This window comes from Deltaproteobacteria bacterium GWC2_55_46, from assembly GCA_001595385.3.
Lineage (GTDB): Bacteria > Desulfobacterota > GWC2-55-46 > GWC2-55-46 > GWC2-55-46 > UBA5799.
In genome coordinates this window covers 1,061,542-1,084,421 of the sequence record LVEI03000001.1, presented here as the reverse complement: position 1 = coordinate 1,084,421, position 22,880 = coordinate 1,061,542, and the positions used below count along the sequence as shown (strand labels likewise).

19 protein-coding genes are annotated in these 22,880 nt (G+C 54.2%); 11 read left to right on the top strand and 8 right to left on the bottom strand.

All coding sequences use genetic code 11. The annotated features are described in order from the left end of the window. Nucleotides 1-5 precede the first annotated feature (5 nt). From A2V21_305080 to A2V21_305055, 6 genes are read left to right on the top strand one after another with little or no spacing between them, the layout of a single operon-like run. On the top strand, nucleotides 6-935 hold the full coding sequence (locus tag A2V21_305080; GenBank protein OIJ73691.1) for a hypothetical protein: 930 nt from the start codon (nucleotides 6-8) through the stop codon (nucleotides 933-935). A gap of 4 nt (nucleotides 936-939) precedes the next feature. Continuing rightward, nucleotides 940-1,593: a hypothetical protein gene (locus A2V21_305075; protein ID OIJ73690.1), complete on the top strand. Its 654-nt coding sequence runs from the start codon at nucleotides 940-942 to the stop codon at nucleotides 1,591-1,593. Further along, nucleotides 1,577-2,440, top strand: a complete 864-nt coding sequence (locus A2V21_305070) for an exosortase (GenBank protein ID OIJ73689.1) — start codon at nucleotides 1,577-1,579, stop codon at nucleotides 2,438-2,440. The genes A2V21_305075 and A2V21_305070 overlap by 17 nt, the downstream gene beginning before the upstream one ends. Beyond that, on the top strand, nucleotides 2,424-3,056 hold the full coding sequence (locus A2V21_305065; protein ID OIJ73688.1) for an EpsI family protein: 633 nt from the start codon (nucleotides 2,424-2,426) through the stop codon (nucleotides 3,054-3,056). The genes A2V21_305070 and A2V21_305065 overlap by 17 nt, the downstream gene beginning before the upstream one ends. Nucleotides 3,057-3,067: 11 nt before the next feature. Then, nucleotides 3,068-5,146 carry a hypothetical protein gene (locus A2V21_305060; GenBank protein ID OIJ73687.1) on the top strand — a complete coding sequence of 693 codons (2,079 nt, stop codon included), beginning with the start codon at nucleotides 3,068-3,070 and terminating at the stop codon, nucleotides 5,144-5,146. 27 nt (nucleotides 5,147-5,173) lie between these two features. Next, nucleotides 5,174-6,556 carry a PEP-CTERM-box response regulator transcription factor gene (locus A2V21_305055; GenBank protein ID OIJ73686.1) on the top strand — a complete coding sequence of 461 codons (1,383 nt, stop codon included), beginning with the start codon at nucleotides 5,174-5,176 and terminating at the stop codon, nucleotides 6,554-6,556. Between the two features lie 10 nt (nucleotides 6,557-6,566). Here the strand turns inward: A2V21_305055 and A2V21_305050 are convergent, their stop codons facing one another. Continuing rightward, nucleotides 6,567-7,403: a phospholipase gene (locus A2V21_305050; protein ID OIJ73685.1), complete on the bottom strand. Its 837-nt coding sequence runs from the start codon at nucleotides 7,401-7,403 to the stop codon at nucleotides 6,567-6,569. A gap of 341 nt (nucleotides 7,404-7,744) precedes the next feature. On the opposite strand from A2V21_305050, the gene A2V21_305045 reads away from it, so the two are divergent. Then, a complete protein-coding gene (locus A2V21_305045) occupies nucleotides 7,745-10,009 on the top strand; it encodes a histidine kinase (protein OIJ73684.1) in 2,265 nt (754 codons plus the stop codon). A 232-nt stretch (nucleotides 10,010-10,241) separates the two neighbouring features. Then, the gene (locus tag A2V21_305040) at nucleotides 10,242-11,120 is read left to right on the top strand and encodes a hypothetical protein (GenBank protein OIJ73683.1); all 879 of its coding nucleotides are present in this window, start codon (nucleotides 10,242-10,244) and stop codon (nucleotides 11,118-11,120) included. A gap of 49 nt (nucleotides 11,121-11,169) precedes the next feature. On the opposite strand, the gene A2V21_305035 is transcribed toward A2V21_305040, so the two are convergent. Genes A2V21_305035 through A2V21_305010 form a run of 6 tightly spaced genes read right to left on the bottom strand, consistent with a single transcriptional unit; the run spans nucleotide 11,170 to nucleotide 17,437 of the window. Continuing rightward, nucleotides 11,170-12,225, bottom strand: a complete 1,056-nt coding sequence (locus tag A2V21_305035; GenBank protein OIJ73682.1) for a hypothetical protein — start codon at nucleotides 12,223-12,225, stop codon at nucleotides 11,170-11,172. Further along, on the bottom strand, nucleotides 12,209-13,111 hold the full coding sequence (locus A2V21_305030) for a hypothetical protein (GenBank protein ID OIJ73681.1): 903 nt from the start codon (nucleotides 13,109-13,111) through the stop codon (nucleotides 12,209-12,211). The genes A2V21_305035 and A2V21_305030 overlap by 17 nt, the downstream gene beginning before the upstream one ends. After that, complete coding sequence (locus A2V21_305025; protein ID OIJ73680.1) at nucleotides 13,101-14,780, bottom strand: hypothetical protein; 1,680 nt, start codon at nucleotides 14,778-14,780, stop codon at nucleotides 13,101-13,103. The genes A2V21_305030 and A2V21_305025 overlap by 11 nt, the downstream gene beginning before the upstream one ends. Next, nucleotides 14,781-15,539, bottom strand: a complete 759-nt coding sequence (locus A2V21_305020; GenBank protein OIJ73679.1) for a hypothetical protein — start codon at nucleotides 15,537-15,539, stop codon at nucleotides 14,781-14,783. 3 nt (nucleotides 15,540-15,542) lie between these two features. Next, complete coding sequence (locus tag A2V21_305015; GenBank protein OIJ73678.1) at nucleotides 15,543-16,763, bottom strand: ABC transporter permease; 1,221 nt, start codon at nucleotides 16,761-16,763, stop codon at nucleotides 15,543-15,545. A gap of 2 nt (nucleotides 16,764-16,765) precedes the next feature. Then, complete coding sequence (locus A2V21_305010; protein OIJ73677.1) at nucleotides 16,766-17,437, bottom strand: ABC transporter; 672 nt, start codon at nucleotides 17,435-17,437, stop codon at nucleotides 16,766-16,768. Nucleotides 17,438-17,925: 488 nt separating this feature from the next. Between A2V21_305010 and A2V21_305005 the strand changes: the two genes are divergently transcribed. Next, entirely contained in the window at nucleotides 17,926-18,714 is a 789-nt protein-coding gene (locus A2V21_305005; protein ID OIJ73676.1) for a hypothetical protein, read from the top strand. A 126-nt stretch (nucleotides 18,715-18,840) separates the two neighbouring features. On the opposite strand, the gene A2V21_305000 is transcribed toward A2V21_305005, so the two are convergent. Next, nucleotides 18,841-20,163 (bottom strand): UDP-N-acetyl-D-glucosamine dehydrogenase, encoded by a 1,323-nt coding sequence (locus A2V21_305000; GenBank protein OIJ73675.1) that lies wholly within the window; start codon nucleotides 20,161-20,163, stop codon nucleotides 18,841-18,843. 347 nt (nucleotides 20,164-20,510) lie between these two features. Here A2V21_305000 and A2V21_304995 point away from each other — a divergent pair, with 347 nt between their 5' ends. Further along, a complete protein-coding gene (locus A2V21_304995; GenBank protein ID OIJ73674.1) occupies nucleotides 20,511-21,227 on the top strand; it encodes a hypothetical protein in 717 nt (238 codons plus the stop codon). A 422-nt stretch (nucleotides 21,228-21,649) separates the two neighbouring features. Further along, nucleotides 21,650-22,864 carry an MFS transporter gene (locus A2V21_304990; GenBank protein OIJ73673.1) on the top strand — a complete coding sequence of 405 codons (1,215 nt, stop codon included), beginning with the start codon at nucleotides 21,650-21,652 and terminating at the stop codon, nucleotides 22,862-22,864. Nucleotides 22,865-22,880: the final 16 nt, after the last annotated feature.

The window sequence follows — 22,880 nt, the reverse complement described above, 5'->3', positions numbered from 1 at the left end:
AGGGAATGGCACGCAGGATAACGATAGCCGTACTCACTTATAAGAGGCAGGACGAGCTCATCAGGACGCTTGAGAGCGTCTTTGCGCAGGAGTATCCGGAAGTCGAGGTCATCGTCATCAATAATCATCCGGATGATACCGGGGCTCTTCTGAAAAGCGTTTTCCCCGCGGCAAGATATATAGAGATGGACTCTAACAGGGGATGCGAGGCGCGTAACGTTGCCCTGAGGGCTGCGACAGGAGACATCGTCGTCACGCTCGACAACGATGTCTGCCTTAAAGACCGCTGTGCCGCTGGAATGGTCGCGGAGTTCTTCGACCTTAAGCCTGAGGCCGCCTGTCTTAACTTCAGGGTTATCTCGCCAGGCGGTGGACTTTCCCTCAGGGACTGGTGCCATCCCAGGGACCATGACCGATGGAGCTGTCAGGTATTTCAGACCGACCATATTTCTGAAGGCGCGTGCGCCTTCAGAAAAGAGGCCTTCCTCTCCGCGGGTGGGTATTACGCGCCATTCTTCATAGGCCATGAGGGGCCGGACCTGTGCGCCAGGCTCATATCAGACGGTTGGGAGGCATGGTACTCGCCTGTGATCGAAGTCGCGCATAACGCGTCCATGGCTGCCAGGCCGGACTGGAGGGCGTACTACTTCAACACCAGGAATAACGTCTGGCTGGCATACAGGCACTATCCGGCCCTCTATGCGCTCAAGTATACGGTCTTCTACACGGCGATGATGTTCGTTTATTCGATCAGGGCGGGGCATCTCAAGGCCTTTCTGAGAGGGTTATCACATGCGGTCGCGGGTATCGGTTCAATGGAAAGACGGCCCCTTGGCAGTGAATGCATCGTAAGGCTTGCCGATATCAGGTCGCACAAGCCGTCACTGGCGAGCAAGATAAGAAAGCACCTTTTCAGCAATCAGGCGTACAGGTAACGGAATGGGGCTATTCTCAAAAAGGCTTTTGAACGAAGCGGTTGCAGCCCTTAAGACAGGCGGGTTCCTGAAGTCCCTGTATTGGACGGTATTCGGCTATGCCGGACGAAATGAGTTTGTGCTTTTCAGGGCGGACCTGAAAAAGACCGGCGGGTATTCCGGAAATGGCATCCCCGGCCTCGAGCTAAAGACAGTTGACGCCGAGGCCCTTGGGTCGCTTCGGGAAAATCCCGCGTTCAGGACCAAAGAGGCTTACGCAGACAAGTACTCAAGCCCGAGCGGATGCCTTGTAGGCATGTACCGGGGGGAGCCGGCGCATTTGATGTGGGTCTTTGAAAAAAATGGGTCGAGCAGGTTCTTTACGCTGCTGGATCGCGAAGCGGAGATAGGCTACTGCTTTACCGCTGACAGGTTCAGGGGGAAAGGGATATACACGGCTATGATATCGGGAGCGCTCGAGTACCTTAAAGGAAGAAATTTCTCGGCCGTTTATATGGCTACTCATGTGACAAACTTGCCGGCCATAAAGGCGATCACCCGTGCGGGTTTCGAGGAGGCCGGAAGGATAAGCCATTACGGCATATTCCACAGGCCTAAATGGAACGGCAACAGCAGGGAATACGAAAAGTGCGGGGGTATGGATGGAACGCGCGGTTAAGCTCCGGGAAGCCATGGCCCTGAACAGGGTCCCGCTTGCCATCGTGGGGTTCGTACTGGCAGGGGCCTATTATCCGGTCCTTTCCTACATGATACTGCAATGGTATTCGGACCCGAACTATTCGCACGGCTTTATCGTGCCCGTGGTCTCCGGCTATATGCTCTATCAGAATAGAGTTGCCCTTAAGGAGGTCATCCTGTCGCCAAGCGCCTGGGGCCTGCCTGTCATCGTGATAGGGCTGCTGGCGTTTCTGGCCGGCTATCTCGGTACTGAATATTTCACAATGAGGGTCTCATTCCTCATAGTCCTGGCCGGGATCATCCTTTTCCTCTTCGGGAAGATGGCGTTTAAGGCGGTCTCAATGCCCTTCGGATACCTTTTCTTCATGGTGCCGCTGCCTTATATAGTCTACGATGCCGTCGCGTTCCCTCTTAAGCTCATGGTGGCGAAGTACTCAGTCCTGTTCCTTCAGGCTGTGGGGGTAGTGGTCTGGCGGGACGGCAACATCATAATGTTTCCAAATATAGAGCTGGAGGTGGCCGACGCCTGCAGCGGGATGAGGTCGCTCTTCTCGCTTCTTGCCCTGGCGGTCGCGCTGGCTTATTTCACACAGAAGACAGGTTTCAAGCGGCTCATACTCGCGCTCACCGCCATACCGATAGCGATAGCCGCAAATTCCATAAGGGTAATAACAACAGGGATCCTCGCCAAGCATTTCGGGTCGAAGGCGGCCGAAGGCTTCTTCCATGAGTTCGCCGGCCTGGCTGTTTTCGCGATGGCTTTCGCCATGCTGGTAGCGGTAGGGGTGCTCCTGAGGAAAGCGGGAAAAGATGATAAGCAGGCTTAGGATAGCGATCATATGTGTATTGTTGGCGTCGGTCTGGTTCTTCACCCAGGCGCACGCGAACAAAAATGTCTCAATGTCCAGGCCCTTCAGCGAATTCCCGTTCGTGATGGGAGAGTGGAAGATGCTCTCGCAGACCAGCTTCAGCCGGGATGTCCTTTCCGTACTCCGGCCCACCGACTACCTGGCGAGAAAATACGCGAACGCGGACGGAGAGAGGGTCGAGCTTTATATCGGCTATCACAGCGGAGGCAGGGAGAGCGGGCCGATCCATTCGCCAAAGCAGTGCCTGCCCGGCGGGGGATGGTACAGGCACTCTGAGAACAAGATCATGGTCGACGCCGGAGGAGCGCCCATCGAGGCGGTATCCGCCGTCTATCAGAAGGCCGAGCAGAAAGAGCTCTTTGTTTACTGGTACGAGGTGAAGGGAAAGGCCGTCTCCAGCGAATACGCCCTGAGGTTCAACGAGGTGCTCAATTCGGTCCTTTACGGCCGCAAGGACTCGGCCTTTATAAGGGTCTCGGTCCCGCTCGAGAGGAACGAGGAAGAATCAAGGAAACTGGCCCTGGATTTCATAAAGGACTTTTACCCGGTCCTTTATGATCATGTCCCGAGGTAGACCGGTGTGAGATGACAGTAAGCATCCTTGTAATATTGGCAGCTATCGAAGCAGCCGTCTTCTGCGGAGTCCTGGCAATAAGGAAAAGGAGCGGGCCTTTGGCGCTTGCCATGCCGGCGGCCGTTCTTCTGTCCGCCCTGCTGCTTGTCTTCGACCTCGTATCATCGCTCAGGCCAGGCGAGCTTCCTTTCTGGAGGAAGCTTTCGCTGGTCACGGAGTCCTTTTTGCCTGCCGGTTGGCTCCTGGCATCGCTTATCCATTCACGGGAGCCAAGCCTTAAGTCCGTCTCATGGTTACAGAAGGCGCTGCTCGCCGTCTCTGTCTCATTTCCTGTTGCCGCGCTGTTGCTGCCTGCCGGCTCTTTCTTCTATTCCCCGGACTTCGAGTTTGAAAAGGTACTCTTCCTTGGAGGAGACGGGTTCACCTTCTATACCGGCGTCCTCGTCTATATGATAGTCGCCGCCGTAAACATGGAAGCCACCCTGAGAGGGGCTCAAAAAGTAGAGCGCTGGAAGATAAAGTTCGAGACCCTCGGGGCCGGCGCCATCCTCGCGATCTTCATCTTCTACTACAGCCAGGCCCTTCTCTACAGGTCTCTTGACATGGACCTTCTCGGGCCCAGGTCTATCGTGCTGATCCTGGCGATCGGGCTCATGGCCTATTCAAAACTCATGAGGGGCAACGGGGTCAAGGTCCAGATCTCGAAGGAGATGGCTTACAGGTCAACGGTCATCCTTGTGGTAGGGGTCTATCTTTTAGGCCTCGGCATCATAGGCGAGGGGATGCGGCATTTTGGCGAGAAGATGAGCAGGAACCTCCTGACGATGCTTTTTTTCCTGGGCGGCGCGGGTATCGTAATAGTGCTTCTCTCTGAAAATATTCAGAGAAAGATAAAGGTGTTCCTGAGCAAGAACTTCTTCAGCGACAAGTACGACTACAGGGCGCAGTGGCTGAGCTTTACGGACCGGGTCTCCTCCGCGAAGACCAGCGAGGGCGTGCTCAAAGCCATTCTTTCCGGCTTCTCCGAGACCTTCGGCACCAAAGGCGCCGCCTTTTTCCTGAAAAACGAAAACGACGGGAATTACGAGAGCGTCTCGGTATACGAGCTGGACATATCGGCACGTGAGCTGCGCGATGGAAGCGGCCTCATAGGCTTCATCGAGCCAAAGGGCTGGGTTTTGAACGCCTCTGACGGCGGCCATGGCCTACAGGAAACAGATAAGCGCTTTCTCGAGGAGAACGGCATATCTTTTCTTGTGCCGCTTTTCACAGGTGGCTCCATGAACGGCTTCATAGCCCTCGGTTCGCCAATAAACGGCAAGGAGGTCTATACCTTCGAGGACTACGATCTTATGAAGACGCTCTCAAGGCAGGCGTCTTCCATCATCCATAATCTCAAACTCTCGGATGAGCTCTCCAGGGCAAGGCAGATGGAGGCGATAGGGCGCGTATCCGCCTTCGTCGTACACGACCTCAAAAACCACGTATCTTCACTTTCGATGATGGTCGATAACGCGGATGAGCATATCGACGACCCGGAATTCCAGAAGGATATGGTTGATTCACTCAAGTCTACGGTCAAGAAGATGAACGTCCTCATCTCCAGGCTCAGGAACATAAAGGAGAAGACCGCGCTCAACCTGCAGAGCGCGGACCTGCGCGCCATAGCTGAGGACGCCTTGAGGGGCGTCTCTGGCGACGTGCGCCTCGAAGGCCCATCTGTCCTCGCCGAGGCTGACCCTGACGAGATACAGAAGGTCGTCCTCAATATCGTACTGAACGCGATCGAGGCCTCTCCGGTGCGTGCCCCGGTCTATGTCGAGGTCGGCTCCTCTGATTCGGCATATATCTCCGTCAGGGACGGCGGGTGCGGGATGAGCGCCGAGTTCATCGAGACCCGCCTCTTCAAGCTTTTTTCGACGACCAAGAAAAAAGGGTTGGGCATAGGCCTCTACCAGTGCAAGCAGGTCGTCGAGGCCCACGGCGGAGCCATAGAGGTCGCAAGCCAGCCGGGGCAGGGTACGGTATTCACCATCAAATTACCCCTTGCCAAATTGCATGATAATATGTTGAACTTTCAGGCAGGCTAACGGATAAGATATCTTTATCGGAGCGGTATGGAAAAGCTTCTCATCATAGACGACAGCGAAGAGATAAGAAAGCAGCTCAAATGGGGGCTCGCCAAGGAGTACTCCATCGTCCAGGCCGGGGAGCGCGGCGAAGGCGTTGCCCTCTATAAGGCCCACAGGCCGAAGGTCGTTACCCTTGACCTTGGGCTACCGCCGCACGCCGACGGCATAGAGGAGGGCTTCAAGTGCCTCGATGAGATATTGAAGGAGAACCCGTATGCCAAGGTGATCATAATCTCCGGCAACGACGAGAGGGAGAACGCGCTTAAGGCCGTCAAGGACGGCGCCTATGACGTATACCAGAAGCCCATAGACCTCAATGAGATAAGGGTGGTCGTGAAGAGGGCCTTTCACCTCTACGGCATAGAGGAGGAGAACAGGAGGCTTCACCAGGCACTCGAAGGGAAGACGTGTGAGGGCTCGCGCATAATAGGCCAGTGCCAGAAGATGCTGGAGGTGGCTGCCACAATAAGGAAGGTCGCCTCGTCGGAGGTGTCGATCCTCATAATGGGCGAGAGCGGCACCGGTAAAGAGCTTGTCTCAAGGGCCGTCCATTCGATGAGCCTAAGGAAGGGCGAGGCCTTTATCCCCATCAACTGCGGCGCCATACCGGATAACCTCCTTGAGTCTGAGCTCTTCGGCCATGAGAAGGGCGCCTTCACCGGGGCGCACGCGCAGGTCCAGGGCAAGGTGGAGTACGCGCACAAGGGGAGCCTCTTCCTTGACGAGATAGGGGAGCTGCCCGCGAACCTTCAGGTAAAGATTCTGAGGTTCCTGCAGGAGAAGATGATACAACGCGTGGGCGGCAGGGAGGATATCACCGTAGACGCGAGGATAATAGCCGCGACAAACGTCGACATAATGAAGGCCATACAGGAAAGGAAGTTCAGGGAAGACCTCTATTACAGGCTCGGCGTCATCACCATCAACCTTCCCCCGCTACGTGAGCGCGAAGGCGACATAATGCTTCTTTCAAACCTCTTTCTGGCGAGGTTCAGCGAGCAGTTCGGGAAGAAGGTAAGGGGCTTCAGCTCCGAGGCCTCGCGAAAGATCGAGTCATACGACTGGCCCGGCAACGTAAGGGAGCTTGAGAACAGGGTCCAGCGCGCGGTCATCATGTCGGAAGGGGCGCTAATAGGCACGCAGGACCTCGGCTTCGCTTCATCAGGAGAGGGCAGGGTAAAGGCAGGGCCCGACCCGAATGACGCCATTACGCTTAAGGACGCGAGGGACAGGGTCGAAAAGGAATTTGTCACCGCGTCGATAGAAAGGAACAGGGGCAACATCGCCAGGGCGGCGGAAGAGCTCGGCATAAGCAGGCCGACCCTCTACGACCTCATGAAAAAGCACGGGCTTCATAACCTGACCTGAGGCCCTGGCCTCAAGCCTCCCACTTGTAATCCAGATACCGCCTGACCTGTGTATATCCCTGGTCTATCAGGTATTGCTTTTCATCGGCGCTCAGCGAGAACTTTGTCATGTGGATGTCCCCGCAGGATATCAGTATGGTCTCCTGCCAGTTTTTCCCCACTATCCGCTCCCTTTCCACCGCGTTCATCATTAGCAGAACGAGCTTTTTTATGTAGGAGGCGAAGCTGAACCTCTCTGAGGCATGCTGAAGGGTCCGGTTAGAGACCACCTTCAATATGAGAAGCCTTGAGCCGGCGAACATCTCGGCTATTGACCCGGAAAGGAGGTTGCCGTCGATAAAGGTGTGCGTCTTTCCTGAATGGCTGAAGTGTTTATAGGAGAATACGAGCGGCAGGCCTATCGAGAAGCGTATGGCCCTTGAGAGCTTGAGATCAGGGAACTTCGCCCTCGAGAAGACGAAAGGCGTGCTGTTGCGTATGTCTGTGGCCACAACGAAGGGAGGGAACCTGAACTGGTCCGAGAACCTCTTCCCTGCCAGGAGCCCGTCTATGTACTTCTCCACTACCTTGCCCTCGTAGAGCCCCTTCCCGACGATAAGCCCCCGGAGGCTGAAGTCCTTGAAGATGGTAGTATCCAGGGCCATGAGGGCCTGTTTCATCTCGATGGGCGACCATCCTGAAGCGTAGAGCGAGCCGATGATGGAGCCTGCCGAGGCCCCCACCACGCGCTCTACCTGTATGCCTTTCTCCTCAATAGCAGAGAGCGCCCCGATAAATGCCGGAAACCTGAGGCCGCTGCCGAGGAGCATGAGCGTAACCGGTCTTTTAGTATCAAATGCTCCATTCATCGCCCAGGAATCATATCAGATTAAGGAAATTATTTGAAGCCTGGGAAGCGCAATCGGATATGGGCGCTCCTGAGCCGCAGATTGCAGGGATATTTTACAGATTGTCGATAGTCTTTACATTGCATCCATTCGGCAGCTTCGAAAAAGATAGTGCAGGCGTTCATTTTGCTTATGGCACAGGGTTTGCTTTTATAATAAATATAGAACTGTCCATGGTCTATCGACGGGTATTCAGCCGATATATCTGAATGCCGGTCTTGCCGGGTCCTTTGGGATATTCGATCAAATAAACTCTCAAATTTCTTTGCCTTTTCCCCATAATGCAAGATAATTTTATTGAAATGGACAACCCCTCACTCTTCGAGAAAAAACTCTCGATAATCAATGAGGTCTCGAGCGCCATTGTCGCCACCGACAATATCAAGGCTATCTCGAACCTTATCCTCGATCTGGCTATCAATTATACGGACGCGCAAAAAGGCTCCCTCATGCTCGTAAACGGCAGGGACGAGCTATATATAGTTGCCGCCCGCGGCATGGATATCCATTTCATCAACAATTACCGGGTAAAGATAGGGGAAGGCATCGCGGGGGCTGTGGCCGCGGACAGAGTACCTGTCCTGGTCGAGGATATAGAAAACGACCCGCGCTTCAGCCATGGCAGGGGCTTTGACAGGTATAAGACCCGTTCTTTCATCTCCTGTCCCATCGTGAGCAGGAACAGGCTTCTTGGCGTATTGAACGTCAATGACAAAGAAGACGGGCCATTCACCGAAGACGAGCTTTCGCTCATCAAGATACTCTCAAACCAGGCCGCCATCGTCCTTGAGGACGCCTTCCTGATGAACCAGCTCCGGGCAAAGGCATCCGAGCTTGAAGACATCAACAGGAAGCTCATCGAATCAGACGTTGTCAAGACCGAGTTCCTCACCCGGGTCTCCCATGAGCTCAGGACTCCGCTGAACTCGATAAAGGGCGCCATTTACTACCTTCAGAACACGGACCAGTCTGCCAGGGCCGAGCACAAGGATTTCCAGTCCATAATAGCCGGTGAGACCGACAAGCTTATACACACGGTCGAGAACCTCCTTGACTTCGTCATGCTCGAGAACGAGATGAGGGTCGTAAAGAAGACGGTCTTGAACCTCGGCGAGATACTCGAGAAGGACATCATCGGCTCAAGGCTGCTGAACGTTACTATATCAAGAAGGAACTTCCATCTGGCGACCGACATCAGGAAAGGCGTCTCAGAGGTCGTAGGCGACAAGATAAGGGTCGTACAACTCTTCATGAACCTCGTGGAGGGCTTGAGCCTCTACCTCGAGAACGGCGATTCCATCTCCATAAGCCTCTCCGAGGCCGAGGACGTGGAGGTCGATATCCTGGTCTCAAGGAAGCTTCCGGAAGCGGCGATACCGTTCCTCTTTGTCCCTTCCCAGTTCTCTAATACCGAGGAGGGAAGGGAAAGGCTCAAGCTGTATCTCGCCAGCAAGACCGCCGAGATGCACAAATGGGGGCTTCGCGCCGAAAATACCGATAAGGGCTTCTCGATCGGAATAAAGATACCGAAGAGCGCCAGGGAGCGCGTTGAGACCGTAATAGACATCACGATGGAGAAGTTCATGGAGTTCGTATCCGAGCTCCTGGACGTGAATACCTGCTCGATAATGCTGGCCGACAGGTTCACCGGCGAGCTGACGATAAAAAGCGCGCGGGGCTTAAGTGAGGACGTAATAAACCGCACAAGAATAAAAGTGGGAGACAGCATCGCCGGCTGGGTGGCTCTTGAAGGCAAACCCCTCCTTATAGATGACCTGGAAAAAGACCCACGGTTCGGCCGAAGGAGCATCCCCCAGTATAACAACAGGTCGCTCCTGTCGCTTCCGCTCAAGGCCGGGGACAAGGTAATAGGCGTGCTGAACCTGAATAATAAGAAGTCAGCCGGGGCCTTCAGCGAACAGGATCTTGCCCTTGCAGCCAAGTTGAGCGAGCGAATATCCACATTCATAGATAGCCTGAATTCAGGCGACTACCCTGACGAGGACATAAACCGGTTCATTTCGTCCTTTGACAGCCTCTTGAAGGCCGAGAAGGGATACCGGAAGAGATACCAGAAAAAGAGGGGCGCGTTCAACGAACTCCTCGTAAAGGCGCTCGAAAGATTGAACGCGGGCAAAGAAGATATCGAAACGGCCCATTATGTGGCCATGGTATATGACCTGGGGCTTATGGTAGTCGACGGCGAGGTCCTCGATAAGAAAAATCTTACGGCCTCCGAGCGGCGTACTATAAAGGCCCATCCGTTCAACACGCTCGGGCTCCTTAGCAATTTCGAGTGCTCCGAGAAGGTCAAAAAGATAATCCTTCACCACCATGAAAGATGGGACGGCACCGGCTACCCGGACAAGCTCAAGGCAGAGGAGATACCGTTCCTCTCAAGGGTGCTCTCGGTAATAGACGCCTACTCGGCGATGACCTCGGAGAGGCCATACAGGAAGATACTTTCCCATCAAGAGGCGTTGAAAGAGCTTGAGGAGAGCGCCGGTTCCACCTACGACCCCAGGATCGTAAATGCCCTTTCAGAAGCGCTTGAGCAAACCCCCTGACCGCTTCATACCGTACGCCTGTCGGTACTCTTTACAATATTAAGCAAATCTTTACATTGAGACCAGTTTTTATAATTTACGCAAACTGGCTCGCTGTCCGGTTTGCATCTAAAAATCTTTGAAAATCAGCTACTTGTGGTAAAGCGACAGTTATCGTATGGGGTTGGCAAGGTTCTTGCAAGTTATGAAACCAAACAAACATCGACCGCCGCTTAGTTGATAAGGAGGGATTATGAAGAGTGCTATTTTCAAGAAAGGGGTGCTGAAGGCCTCGCTGCTCGCGGGCCTGGCGCTCGGAACAGTAGGTTTTGTGCCAGGGCAGGCCTCAGCTTTAATACTTGATGCCTGGCAGCTGGACCTGTCTACCGTCAATTCAAACCTGGGCAATACGGTCAATATCGACAGGGTCATCGTCAGCGGCGATGGTACTGTCAATCAGAGCTTTGGCCTGGATGGCATATTCAACGACGGGGACACATTCACAGAGATGTCCTTGCTGCAGACCCTGACCTATTGGCAGGAACCTGGCAGCGGCTCCGGGAATTACAAGGTATTCGATCTCCTCGATGAATCGACCAGCACTTCGTACAATCTCTACCTCTACGGCACCGGGCTTACAGGCAGCGTATACAATGTGTCGACCCCGAACCCGTTCGATCCCTCTACCTGGTCGTTTGATTATTCATTCGACGCAGGCTCAGGCAGCCTGGGCGTTTATCTGGATATAGACGCTGACCCTACTAACGGTGTCACGGCGACACTGGCTACATTCAGCATAATACCCCCTTCAGGCGGACAGGGGCCCGCGGGCTTCCTTGGCGGAACCGCACCTAACGGCACGACCGACCTGACAGCGGTCTTCACGTCTGCGTACGCCGGCGTATGGAAGACCTCTACCGGGACTGATTTCAGTTCTCTTCCGGTCACGCTCGGCCTGCTCAATACCCATAACCTCGTAACAGGGTTCATCCCCACCGGGACGGGCTTTATAACCACTGTGGAAAGCAATGGACAGTTCAACGTCGCGGTCCCGGAGCCTGGCACGTTCCTACTGCTCGGCGGCGGACTTGTCGGCCTCGGCATGTATGTAAGGAGAAGGGTAAGGAAGTAATAAGAAAAAGAGCCAATCAAAAGGGCGGACCGTCTGGTCCGCCCTTTTTTTATTTCAATACGACGGGCATCCTGAGAGAGGATACTCCGGGGGGCTTGCCTGGACCTATCCTGAAGAGCATGACAGGCGTAGAGCCGGGACTCAAAGAGAAGGCTTCCTTCAGAAGGGCTTCAGCTTTCTTCAGCACTATCCGGTGGACGGTCGCGATGCTGTCCGCATCTTTATATAACCTGTTTAGCAGAAAGAGTATCCCGGTCATGGGCTGGAACGAAAGGCCGAGCATCGTGGCCGTGAGCCAGGCCCTCTGAACAGCGCTCCCTCCTGAAAGGTAGGCCCTTGGGCCGCTTCCCCTTACCTCTACCAGCCCCATGGCCGATGAGCCTTTGCAGAGCATATAGGATTGCAACGGGAGCATGCGGCTTAAGCCGAGCGAATTAAGTACCCTGAGAAGGTTCCAGGACCTTAACAGAGGAAAGAGCCTTTGCTGAACAGGGTCGAGTCCTAAGGTCCTTATGTCCATGCCGTCCCTGGCCGCTTCGGCCTCTTTGGCGCTCCATCTGATGTGGTCGAAGAGGAAGTCATGAAGCCCCTTGTGCTCGAATAGTATACGGTCATTGCTGCTTGCCGCTTTCGCTGCGATATCCTTTGCCCGGCCTTCAGCCAGAAGAAGCCCTGCCCCTGAGACAGCGGCAACCGATGCGTTAAGGGCGCTTCGGGTCTCGTCGGCAAGAGGCGAGCCGTTGTATTTGAACCGGTTGGTGCACCTTATTTCAATGAAAGGGAAGAGTGGCTCATCCAACGGGTGAGCCTTTGAAAAGCGTATCTTCGCGATGGTAAGGCCGTCTTCGCCGTCAGGGAAAAGCTCCTCGGTCAGTTCATAGCCAAGGGCTCTGGACGCTATTCTGATGTTTTCAAGGAGCGCGCCGTGGGCTATGTAAGAGGCTGTGTTGCGGAAATTGTAAAAGGAGGTATCCCGCGTCCGGTCATCTATGACCTCAAGGATGTCGCCTTTCAGCCGGAAGGCCCAGGGCTGGCAATTGTCTCCCGACGGCGCCATAACGCCGTATCCGGCTATTTTTCTTATCTCCTCAGCCGCGGTTCCCATTGCCATCCGCCCCTCCCAGCATGGGTCTGAGTTTGCGCCGCAGGAACCATCTCTTGAAAGCCTGCAGCGGGTTACGCCCCCCCATGAAGAGATAGCCCTTCTTATAGACCTGCCTGTAGGGGTCGAACTGGAAGTAATGCGGAGCTGCCTTGACAGGCTTTCTGTTGAGCAGTATATCGACTGCGGCTGTTGCCACAAGGTTGGCGCAAAGAGCGCACGCAGAGGCCATTGACGGGCCTGTGCCTGCCCTGAGATCTACCTTTGAGAGGTCCATATAACCGAGGTGGAGAGGCCTTGGCGTAAGCCCGACCGAGAAGGCTATCATTTTGCGCACGTAGTCCATGCCTTCTGAGATGCCGAAGTATTCATCGAAGCTCATCCCCGTTGGGGAGAAGACCTGAAGGGTCGCGCCGAAGCCAATGGGCCCCGATGTAACGGCGTAGATGCCCTTGTCGCGGGCCTTGTTGAAAAGGAGCCTTCTCGCGTCGATGGCGAAAAAATCGACAGCGTCTACCGCGAGGTCCACGCCTTCGAGAAACTCGTCGATGTTGGATCCATCTATCCCTTCGGAGAAGACCTTTATGCCAGCCAGAGGGTTTATGGAAAGGGCGGTCTCTCGCATTACATCGGTCTTGCTCCTTCCGACCGTATCGAGGCTGGCCCCGTACTGGCGGTTGAAGTTCACGGGCTCGAATATGTCATGGTCGGCTATGTTGAAGTTTCCTATGCCCATCCTGGCAAGCGTCACGAGATGGATGCCGCCAACGCCGCCGAGGCCCGCCACAGCCACCCGCGCGTTACGCAGGCGTTCCTGCTCGGGTTCGCTAAAAAGCCCAAGGTTCCTCTTCGTGGCTTCCCAGTATATCTCTTCTTTTTCAGAAGTCATATCTCGCCTCCGCATAGACCCTGTCACTGTCGCGGTATTGGCCGAATATGCCATCGACCGGACCTTCGAATATGTCGAGGCCGAGCTTTGCCTGAAGGCCTTCAAACAATTTGAAAGAGAGACTCGGACGTATCAGCATGTCAAGTTCGTCCAGGCCTGTTATTACGAGTAGCTCAGGTTCGATACTATCCTCCCGGAAGCCGGTCTTTAACCATACCGAAACAGAGGAGCGCACTCTCTCCTCCCTGAATATCCTGTCTTCGAAGCCGAAAATGACGCGCTGCATGAACTGGAAGTTGAAGTCGAGTTTGTCGAAAAATGTATAATCAACGCCCACCAGGTAGTCGATGTAATCTTTTTTGACCAATCCGTCATCGTCACCCGCGTCTATTACCGAAAAGTTTTTGCCCTTGTAATAGACGAACTCGCCTTTGAGCACAGCGTCGTTTATTTCTTTTGAGAAGGTAAGGCCGCTTATATTTATCCTCCTGTGGTCTGGTGAAAAGAGGTAGAGTGCCGGCGAAAGGACTTCTCTTTCCATGGCGGGAAACTTGTCCCAGGCATAAAGGTGGAAAAGGCTTAAGTCCCACCCGTTCACCAGGTAAGATGCCCTGGCCCCAAGCTCGCTGTTTTCAAGCCCGTTTGCCGGCTCCCTGGTGTCGAGTATGGCAGGCGCGACCCCGTCGGGCACCGGCACTGCCATGGGGAATTCGGAGCCTGTCCCGCCGAGCTTATTGAAATCCAGCACTGGTATCCAGACCAGCTCAAGATGTATTGCGTCTTTGGTGTATTCTATGTCGGCAGCCCACTGGGGTATCCTTATGTAATCAAAGTCTGGCAGCACGAACTCACGCAAATCCTTGGCATTGACCACGTCAGCGAAGAAAAGGCCCACGGCCTCGCCCCAGACTATGTTCTGTCTTCCGAGCCTTGCATCCCAGTCACCAGCTGAAATGTCGAGATAGGTCTCCCTCAGGTCAGCCTCTGATTCCTGGTCGTCCTCTACGGATTGAGGATAATTGTCAGTAAGGCCGAAGACCGCGTCATAGAAGGCCCTGCCGCTTGCCTTGTAGCTTATATGCTCTGAAAGCGTTCCGGTCAATGCCAGGTAAATGGTATTCCGTATTTTGGTGAACTCCTCAGGGTCGGATATCCTGTACGCGGTCTCGTTTTTGAGATAGCCGCTCAAGTCAAGGGATGTGCCCCATGATGCCCTGGGTGAAGATGTCTCTGGTTTGTAAAGAGCCGGCGGCGGCTCGACATAGATATTTATTACGGAACCCGGGCCCGTATCAGAAACGACCTTGTAGTTCATCCCCGGATTCGTTTTTATGGTTATCCTGGAGCGCCCCTTTCCTGCTTCCAGGGCCGAGATATCGACGACCCTGCCGTCCGATACATCGATGAGCTTCGGGATATTGGGTGAGAGCGCGGCGTTTTTAATCTCGATGTGGATGGCAGAGATGCTTATCTGCGACCTTATGCTGTAATCGGGTCTTCCTGAAAGACTTATGGAGATCGAGGTGCCGCTTTCATCGGTGGAGGCCTCGATGCCTGTTATTTCGACTGAGACAGGCCGCTTCAAACTGGATAGATCCGCTCCGAGCGCATGGTTGGGGACAAACGCGAGCGCCAGTAAGAGCACAATGGAATGAACAGAGCGCGTCATTCAGTATTTGAGCTTCTTCATGTAGTCTTTGGTGAAGTACTTCGCAGGCAGGTCGGCCGCCTTCATGCCTACGTACTCGATTACAGACTTGCGGCCTGCTGCGAGCGGGTCCTTTAAGACCAGCCTTGATGGCCTCTTGACCCCGGCAAGGAGCCTGTAGTCTTCATACGAGCAGGTCTTCAGAAGCCTTCCGGAGATCGTATAGAACTCTGCCTTGAGCGGGTAATAGTTGGCCTTGTCCACCCAGTAGACGACCTTGTTATACGTGACCTCTTCGGATAACGCGTTCAGCTCGAGCACATAATAGTCGCGGCCTCCGGCTTTATCGACCCTCAGGAGCGTTGCCTTATAGTCCCCGGCGAAGTTGGCCCTCGCGATATCGCCGTTGGCGACCTCGCCTATGAGGCGCTGCTGTAGGGATATCCTTATAGGCTTGGAGACGTCAGGCAGAAATGCCCAGAGGTCCTTGCCGAGCATGAGGAGAGTCCTCCCCCTGTCTGCGGCCGGAGAGAGCGTTTTTATGATGGTCTTCTCCTTGCCTTTTACAAGCACCTCGTATTCAGAGGTCCTTTCAGCGCCATCGGGGTTTATGCTGGTCACTCTTACGTCGACAGTATAGTCGAGTTGCGGGCTTCGCACTTCATCTGCCTTTGCGACTATTCCATCGGCGCCCGGAAGGGCTGCCCCGGAAAGGACCGGGAAGAGGAGGAGGCTGGAGAAAAGAAGCGGGATGATCTTTATTTTAGTAATCACCGGCATCTCTCAGATATTATGTCTTAGCGCAGCGGCTATTTCAAGCCTTGAGGCCTTTACGGCAGGGTAGCACGATGAGACTACGGAAGCAATTACGGCAAGCGCGAAGTTGAACGCCAGTACCTCCGGCACTATCTTTATCTTCGCGGTCCAGTACATGGTCGCGCCCGGCGGTGGCGGCATGGGTATACCCACCCATGAGATAAGCGCGGCAAGCATGTAGCCTCCCGCGAGCCCGGCTATCCCGCCGATTACGCCAAGGATGAGCCCTTCGAGCAGGAAAAGCGATATCACGTCCTTCCTCTTTGTGCCCAGGGCCATGAGCGTCCCTATTTCTCCGACCCGCTCGAGTATCGACATGTTCATCGTGTTGAAGACGCTCAAGACCACTACTATGCCGATTATGAGCTTCAAGACAAAGAACTGCCTGTTGTAGAGGTTCACCGTCTTCGTGTAGAAATCCGCCATCTCGTACCAGGGCTTTATTTCGAGCGCGAGGCCGTTTTGGGCGAAGGCCCTCTCAAGCTCGTCTTTTACGACGTCGGTCTTGCCGGTGTCGTCAAGGAGCACCGCTATCGTCTGGATCTCCTTTGTCTGAAGGAGCCTTTGGGCCGTATCGATGGGTATCCGTATGGCCCTGTCGTCAAATGCCTTCGAGCTTGTATGGAAGACTCCCTTGGCCTCTACGTCGAGGGCGTTTATGGCCCCGCTCTTCGTATTGGCGACAAGGATGAGCGGGTCGCCGGGCCTTGCGGCAAGCGCCTGCGCGAGCCCCCTGCCCAGCACTATCGAGTACGTATCCCCCTCGGAGAGGTTTTTGCCGGAATCCATTTCAACAAAGGTGGATATCTCGTTCTCCCACTTCGGGTTTACGCCCTGGGCGACAAGGGATATAGTGGTCTCTCCCGTGCTTAGCAATCCTGAAAACTCTATCCTCGGAGTGGCTGAAGCCACGCTCGGGTTTGACCTTATCGCGCCGAGCGCCTTCTCCGGCTCGTCTATCATGTAATCGAAAGGCCTGGCGGCGCCTTTCTCGAAGTAGCCGGTTTTGGATACCTGCAGATGGCCGAGGAAGCTCCTTATGTAGCTCTCCCTCATCTGGTCGAAGGTGTCTTCTATGAACCCCCCGGCAACGGTGAGCGAAATGCAGCCGAACGCGATCGCCGCGAGAGTTATAAGGGAGCGCAGCCTGTTCCTGAATATGTTCCTGAACGCGAGCCTTAAGTACATTGTCAGCCGTTTATCTTTCCGTCGCGAAGCTCTACTATCCTGTCAGCGAGCTTCATTATCTTTGGGTCGTGAGTTGAAAATACGAAAGTGGTCTGGTGCTTCCTGTTGAGCTCTTTCATGAGCTTCAGGATATCCTCGCCTGTCTTGAAATCGAGGTTCGCCGTGGGTTCGTCAGCCAGCACGATGGAGGGAGACCCGACAAGCGCCCTGGCGATGGCCACCCGCTGCCTCTGTCCCCCGCTAAGCTCTGATGGCTTATGGCCGGCGTACGCCTCCAGGCCGACCTCCTTGAGTATCGCGCCGGACTTCTCTTCCCTCTGCTCCTTTGCCGCCTTCCTCAGGTGGAGCGGATACTCCACGTTCTCCATGACCGTGAGCACCGGCAGGAGGTTAAAGGTCTGGAAGATGAACCCGAGCTTCGAGGAGCGGATATCCGACAGTTCGTCCTCTGAGAGGCTGGTGACGTCAGCGCCTTCGAGCAGGATCGTGCCAGAAGTTGGCCGCTCTATGCATCCGATAAGGTTAAGGAGGGTTGACTTGCCGCTTCCCGATGGACCGACTATCGCGAGAAATTCGCCGGCCTCTATGGAAAGGTCTATCCCGCTGAGGGCATTGACCTCGTTCTTATCCACCCTGAAGGTCTTGCAAGCTCCATTTATCCGTATGACTTCCACCGATCCCCCTGAGGCAAGTACTTATAAGGATATATCGGAATTCTGAACGGATTCTCCATCTTTTTTTAGCCGTTCAGGAGTGTGAAGATGCCAGGAAGATCCCCGCAATAATTGTGGGAATCTTCAAAAGTGTAAAGAAAACCAACTAGCCCATGGCGCTATTTTCTCAAAAACGATGCTATTTCAACAAGTTAAAAGAATACGCGTTCCTGTTGGGGCATTGTTTTGGTGTTAGTATTTCTTACACGATAGCGGCTTATGCTCTAACTTATCGGATTTACATATTTTTTTCAAGTAATCGGCTCGATCCCTGTCCATTATGCCGGTGGCTTTTCGGGATTTCTAACAGTTGGTCGATCATATGGCAGGAAAGAATGTTCTGAAGCTGATAAAAATCCTTATAAAACAGATAGTTGGCAGCTCATGGCTTCGCTATTTCGTGGCACTGTTCTTGCATTTACTTATTGTTGATGATTCGGGTTGTCAACATGCGCAAACTGATTAAATACACGGTCATAGCCGGGATTACTTCTATCTCTCTTCTGAGCAGCGGGGTGAGCTACGCCATCCCCGACCTTCAGCTTGATATAGCTGGAGGTTATTATGATAGCGATCCTGAAGAGCAGACCATTATGGCGACAGGGACCAAATTTACCCTTTACGCCTATCTTCTCGCCGACAGCACAAACAGCGTGGCCGATACATATTACATCGCGGCTGCCCTGGTCCCAAAGACGGGCCCGGCAGACTATAGCCTCGGGAGCTTTGCATTCAAAGACCTCCAGACAAACGTGACGAGCACGGTAAACGTTACCGCTGACATGGAATATGGGGCGCCGCCCCTGGAGGCGGCTTTAGGCTGGGAATCCGGAGACCTCTCAAAGCACGGCATCTATGAGACCTTCTTCAAGGAGTTCTCGTTTACATTCATGCCGGCCAATCTCGTAGAGGCGTACAACACCATGGACAGGGCCATTGCCGGAGAGAGCATAGACCTTACCACCTATGCCCCTCCGTCCGGGTCGTCAGGCAACGACCTTGGCATGTATTACGCCGCTTTCAGCGTTGATACCACTGGCCTGGACAGCGACTATACCATGCACTTCGACCTCTATAATTCAAAGGCCCAGAAGAAGCTGCCGGGCCTTTCCATAAACGACTTCGCGCCATTTTCTCATGATGCCGAATCCGGTCATAGCGTGCCTGAGCCTTCAACTATATTGCTTCTCGGCTCAGGGCTCCTTGGGTTGTTCTGGAGGAAGTTCCTTAGGAAGTAATCTTTTCCGCTTTTCCGCTGTTCCCTGGCAGGCCGCTGAAAAACTCAAAAATACGTTCGGGATGCTCAAAGGCGTACCTTTCCGGTACGCCCCGGTGACGAATTTTGGACGAAGCCTGTTGGTATCTCAGGCCTTCACTATCTTCCTGCTCTTTATACCCGCGGTAGCGTTCCTCGTATCAACTACAAGAGAGCTGTTGGCCACGATAGACCTGTAATCGTAGACGCTGTGGTCCGTGGCTATCAGCACGCAGTCGTACTTTTTAAGCTCTTTTACATTGAGAGGAGTTGAACGCATCCTGAACTCTTTCCTGTGGCCTTCGGCAACTGGTATGTAGGGGTCGTTATAGGCGACCTTTGCGCCTTTCTCCAGCAGGATCTTTATGAGCGCGAGTGAAGGCGACTCGCGGAGGTCGTCAACGTCTTTTTTGTACGCCACGCCAAGGACAAGCACCTTTGAACCCATGAGGCTCTTCCCCTTTCCGTTCAGGGCCTCCATGACCTTGTGAGCGACGAAATAAGGCATATTCGTGTTTATCTCGCCTGAGAGCTCGATAAACCTGGTCGCGAAGTTGTATTCCCGTGCCTTCCATGTGAGGTAAAAAGGGTCTATCGGTATGCAGTGGCCGCCAAGGCCGGGGCCGGGATAGAAGGCCTGGTAGCCGAAGGGCTTTGTCCTGGAGGCGTTTATGACCTCCCAGATGTCCATCCCCATCCTGTCGCAGAGCATCTTGAGCTCGTTTACCAGCGCGATATTGACCGACCTGTAGATGTTCTCGAGGAGCTTGGTCATCTCCGCGACCCTCGTGGTTGATACAGGCACTACCCTGTCAACTATCCTGGAGTAGAGCGCGGCGCCGAGCTTCAAGCACTTCGGGGTCACCCCGCCTACCACCTTGGGCGTCGTCTTGGTCGTGAAGTCGATCCTGCCCGGGTCTTCCCTTTCAGGCGAAAAGACGAGGAAGAAATCAGAGCCTGCCTTGAGCCCGCTTGCCGTTAAAAGGGGCAGAAGCAGCTCGTCGGTCGTGCCCGGATAGGTGGTCGATTCAAGGGAGATGAGCTGTCCTGGCCTTAGATTTCTGGCTATCTCCCTGGCTGCCTTCTCAACATACGTAAGGTCCGGCTCGCGCTTGTCGGAAAGCGGGGTAGGGACACAGATTATGAGCGCGTCCGCTTGAGAAAGGCGGGACATGTCGGATGTCGCACGAAAGAGCGGCTTCTTTCCTTTTACAAGAGAGGCTATCTTTGATGAAGGTATGTGCCTTATATATGATTTGCCCGCGTTCAGGAGCTTTATCTTCTCCTGGTCTACGTCAAAACCAATGACCTGGAAGCGCTCCTCGCAAAACCTCAGGACTATGGGCAGGCCCACGTAGCCGAGGCCGATGATGCCTATCTTCGCACTCCTCTCCTCCAACGAGCTCATGATCTTATCGAAAAACTGGGGCATTAAATACCTCCGATTTTGTAACTGGATTGTCGTAAAAACAAGAGGACGATCTGGCCGCCTATATGCTGGACAGTATTTTGTATATTACTATTTCGTAATCGAATCGGTCAAAAGAAAAGAAAAGGGTGCTTTTGAGCCCGGCAACAGGTCATACGCTCAATGAAAAGGTTGTCCTGGCCGCGGCTGTCGATTGCCGGCAGGGGTGTTAGGTGAGGGCGGTTATGGCCGCAAGCATAATGTAAGTTCCTGATTTTAAAAGCTTTTAAGTTCAGACGAAATTTATTATAATAAGTTCTATGGACATCTATGAATTGCAGGATTCGCGGCCCTTGGCCGAAGAGCGGTGGTTGAGGAAAGGGCTTTTTTACAGATATTTTCTTGACGGAGTCCCGGACTACCTCGCGCGCAATTACTGGTGGGCATATCTCTGGAAGCCCGGGGCATGGTTCTTCGACCACCAGCCTATCATAAACGCCATCCTCTTCGGACAATACCAAAGGCTCATGGGCGAGACGCTTCGCGTAATACAGGCGCGTCCGTCAGGCAGGATGCTGCAGCTCTCGTGCGTTTATGGAAAGCTTACCCCGAGCCTTGCGGGTCTGGATAGCAGAAGATTGCACCTTACGGACGTATCCCCCGTTCAGCTTGGGATCTCCATGAGGAAGGCCGGTGAAAAGCTCGTCGCTACGCGCATGAACGCCGAGTCGCTCGGATACAGAGACGGTGTTTTCGACACCGTCCTCATATTCTTCCTTATGCACGAGATGCCGCCTGAAGCGCGGCGCAGGACACTGTCAGAGGCCATAAGGGTCCTTTCGCCAAAAGGCAGGCTGGTCATAACCGAGTACGGCCACGAACCTAATGCAAATCCCATATATCGTTTCCGCTTGAGCAGATGGATCATAGGCAAGCTAGAACCGTTCCTGCCGGGTTTCTGGAGGGAGGAACTGGACGTGAGCATGAAGAACGCGGCGTCCATCAATAGAAAGACGATAAAGAGGAACGGGAAGGATGTGCCGGTCTTTAAGGGATTTTACAGGGTGGCAGAGTACGAAGTGGAATAGGGCAGGCGGGGTCGAAATATGTGTTCCTCCGATGCTAAACCAGTTAGCCACATGTGAAAAGACTTTCCTTCTTCTGCCGCATCTCTCAAGATAATGCCCGCAAAATAGGCAGACAAGAAAAACAGAGCACCTTTTTTACGCATACCCCGCCTGCACAAATCCAAAAAAAGCCGGAATCAACAGAAAAGCATATTGGCATGGTAGTTGCTATCTTTAAAGGCGTCACATCAAGTCAGCGACACCGCTGTTACTGACCTCCCTTATGCGTACGGGCAACGAATAGCCTGAGCGTTATCACAACGAAGTAAATCCACACAAAGAAGAGTCTATAGAGCTGGAAAGAAGACCATCGGCGGTCATTTCTCCCGGCTCAAATCCGCATGCGCATACGTGCGCCCAAAATCCAAGGAGGTAACAGCGAGATGAAGTTAAACGATTTTCTAAAGGCAGGTCACCCGCCGACGCTCCTAATGGCCTTCCTCTACTTCGACATGTCTTTCATGGTATGGGTGATGCTCGGTCCCCTGGGAGTCCACATCGCGAGGGAGCTGGCCTTGAGCCCGGCGGAAAAAGGGCTTATGGTCGCTATCCCGGTCCTTGCAGGCGCGCTCTTCCGAGTCCCCTTCGGATGGATGGTCGATTCTATAGGCCCCAAGAAGACCGGTCTCATCGGGCAGGTGATTGTAATCCTGGGTCTTTTGTTGGCATGGGTTGTGGGCCTTGGTAATCTTCAAGAGGTCTACATAATGGGGATATTGCTTGGTGTTGCCGGCGCCTCCTTTGCCGTGGCCCTGCCTCTCGCCTCGCGCTGGTATCCGCCGCAGTATCAGGGGCTTGCCCTGGGAATTGCCGGGGCTGGCAACTCCGGCACCGTCTTCGCCGCCCTTTTCGCCCCGGTGCTCGCCAACCACTTCGGATGGAATGCTGTCTTCGGGCTGGCCCTCATACCACTCGCAGTTACCCTTCTTGTCTATACTTTGCTCGCCAGGGACCCGGAGGGGAAGGCGAAGCCCCTCAGGCTCACTGAGTACTTTGCCATCCTGAAGGACAAGGACGCCTGGTGGTTCATGTTCTTCTATTCGGTTACCTTCGGCGGCTTCGTCGGCCTCGCCTCAAGCCTCGTAATCTACTTTAACGGCCAGTACGGGGTAGAGCCGGCGACAGCAGGCTACCTTACCGCCGCGTGCGTCTTCATGGGCTCCGGCTTCCGTCCGGTCGGGGGTTACCTCGCTGACAGGTTCGGCGGCATCAGGACCCTTTCATTCCTTTATCTGGCGGTAGCCCTCAGTATGTTCATAGTCTCCTTCGGCATAGGCTCGGTATGGGGTGGCCTCGCAGCCTTCATGATGGGCATGATGGCCCTCGGCATGGGCAACGGCTCGGTATTCCAGCTCGTGCCCCAGAGGTTCGCTAAGGAGATAGGCGTAATAACAGGGCTTGTAGGCATGGCGGGGGGCATAGGAGGATTCTACCTCGCATCGAGCCTCGGCTTCTCCAAGCAGTACACGGGAGATTATCAGATGGGCTTCCTCATATTCTCCGGGCTCTCGCTCATCGCCTTCGGGGGACTTTCCGCGGTAAAGAGCCGCTGGAGGGCCACATGGGGCTCGCCGGTCGTCACGGCCGCAAGGGTGTAACGTGCAAATGCCTCAC

What these genes read in the sequence shown, in the direction of transcription:
- A2V21_305050 (OIJ73685.1), bottom strand. Translation starts at nt 7,403, where the DNA reads ATGAATGGAGCATTTGATACTAAAAGACCGGTTACGCTCATGCTCCTC.
- A2V21_305040 (OIJ73683.1), top strand. Translation starts at nt 10,242, where the DNA reads ATGAAGAGTGCTATTTTCAAGAAAGGGGTGCTGAAGGCCTCGCTGCTC.
- A2V21_305035 (OIJ73682.1), bottom strand. Translation starts at nt 12,225, where the DNA reads ATGGGAACCGCGGCTGAGGAGATAAGAAAAATAGCCGGATACGGCGTT.
- A2V21_305065 (OIJ73688.1), top strand. Translation starts at nt 2,424, where the DNA reads ATGATAAGCAGGCTTAGGATAGCGATCATATGTGTATTGTTGGCGTCG.
- A2V21_305075 (OIJ73690.1), top strand. Translation starts at nt 940, where the DNA reads ATGGGGCTATTCTCAAAAAGGCTTTTGAACGAAGCGGTTGCAGCCCTT.
- A2V21_305045 (OIJ73684.1), top strand. Translation starts at nt 7,745, where the DNA reads ATGGACAACCCCTCACTCTTCGAGAAAAAACTCTCGATAATCAATGAG.
- A2V21_304990 (OIJ73673.1), top strand. Translation starts at nt 21,650, where the DNA reads ATGAAGTTAAACGATTTTCTAAAGGCAGGTCACCCGCCGACGCTCCTA.
- A2V21_305070 (OIJ73689.1), top strand. Translation starts at nt 1,577, where the DNA reads ATGGAACGCGCGGTTAAGCTCCGGGAAGCCATGGCCCTGAACAGGGTC.
- A2V21_305005 (OIJ73676.1), top strand. Translation starts at nt 17,926, where the DNA reads ATGCGCAAACTGATTAAATACACGGTCATAGCCGGGATTACTTCTATC.
- A2V21_305015 (OIJ73678.1), bottom strand. Translation starts at nt 16,763, where the DNA reads ATGTACTTAAGGCTCGCGTTCAGGAACATATTCAGGAACAGGCTGCGC.
- A2V21_305020 (OIJ73679.1), bottom strand. Translation starts at nt 15,539, where the DNA reads ATGCCGGTGATTACTAAAATAAAGATCATCCCGCTTCTTTTCTCCAGC.
- A2V21_305030 (OIJ73681.1), bottom strand. Translation starts at nt 13,111, where the DNA reads ATGACTTCTGAAAAAGAAGAGATATACTGGGAAGCCACGAAGAGGAAC.
- A2V21_305060 (OIJ73687.1), top strand. Translation starts at nt 3,068, where the DNA reads ATGACAGTAAGCATCCTTGTAATATTGGCAGCTATCGAAGCAGCCGTC.
- A2V21_305080 (OIJ73691.1), top strand. Translation starts at nt 6, where the DNA reads ATGGCACGCAGGATAACGATAGCCGTACTCACTTATAAGAGGCAGGAC.
- A2V21_305000 (OIJ73675.1), bottom strand. Translation starts at nt 20,163, where the DNA reads ATGCCCCAGTTTTTCGATAAGATCATGAGCTCGTTGGAGGAGAGGAGT.
- A2V21_305025 (OIJ73680.1), bottom strand. Translation starts at nt 14,780, where the DNA reads ATGACGCGCTCTGTTCATTCCATTGTGCTCTTACTGGCGCTCGCGTTT.
- A2V21_305055 (OIJ73686.1), top strand. Translation starts at nt 5,174, where the DNA reads ATGGAAAAGCTTCTCATCATAGACGACAGCGAAGAGATAAGAAAGCAG.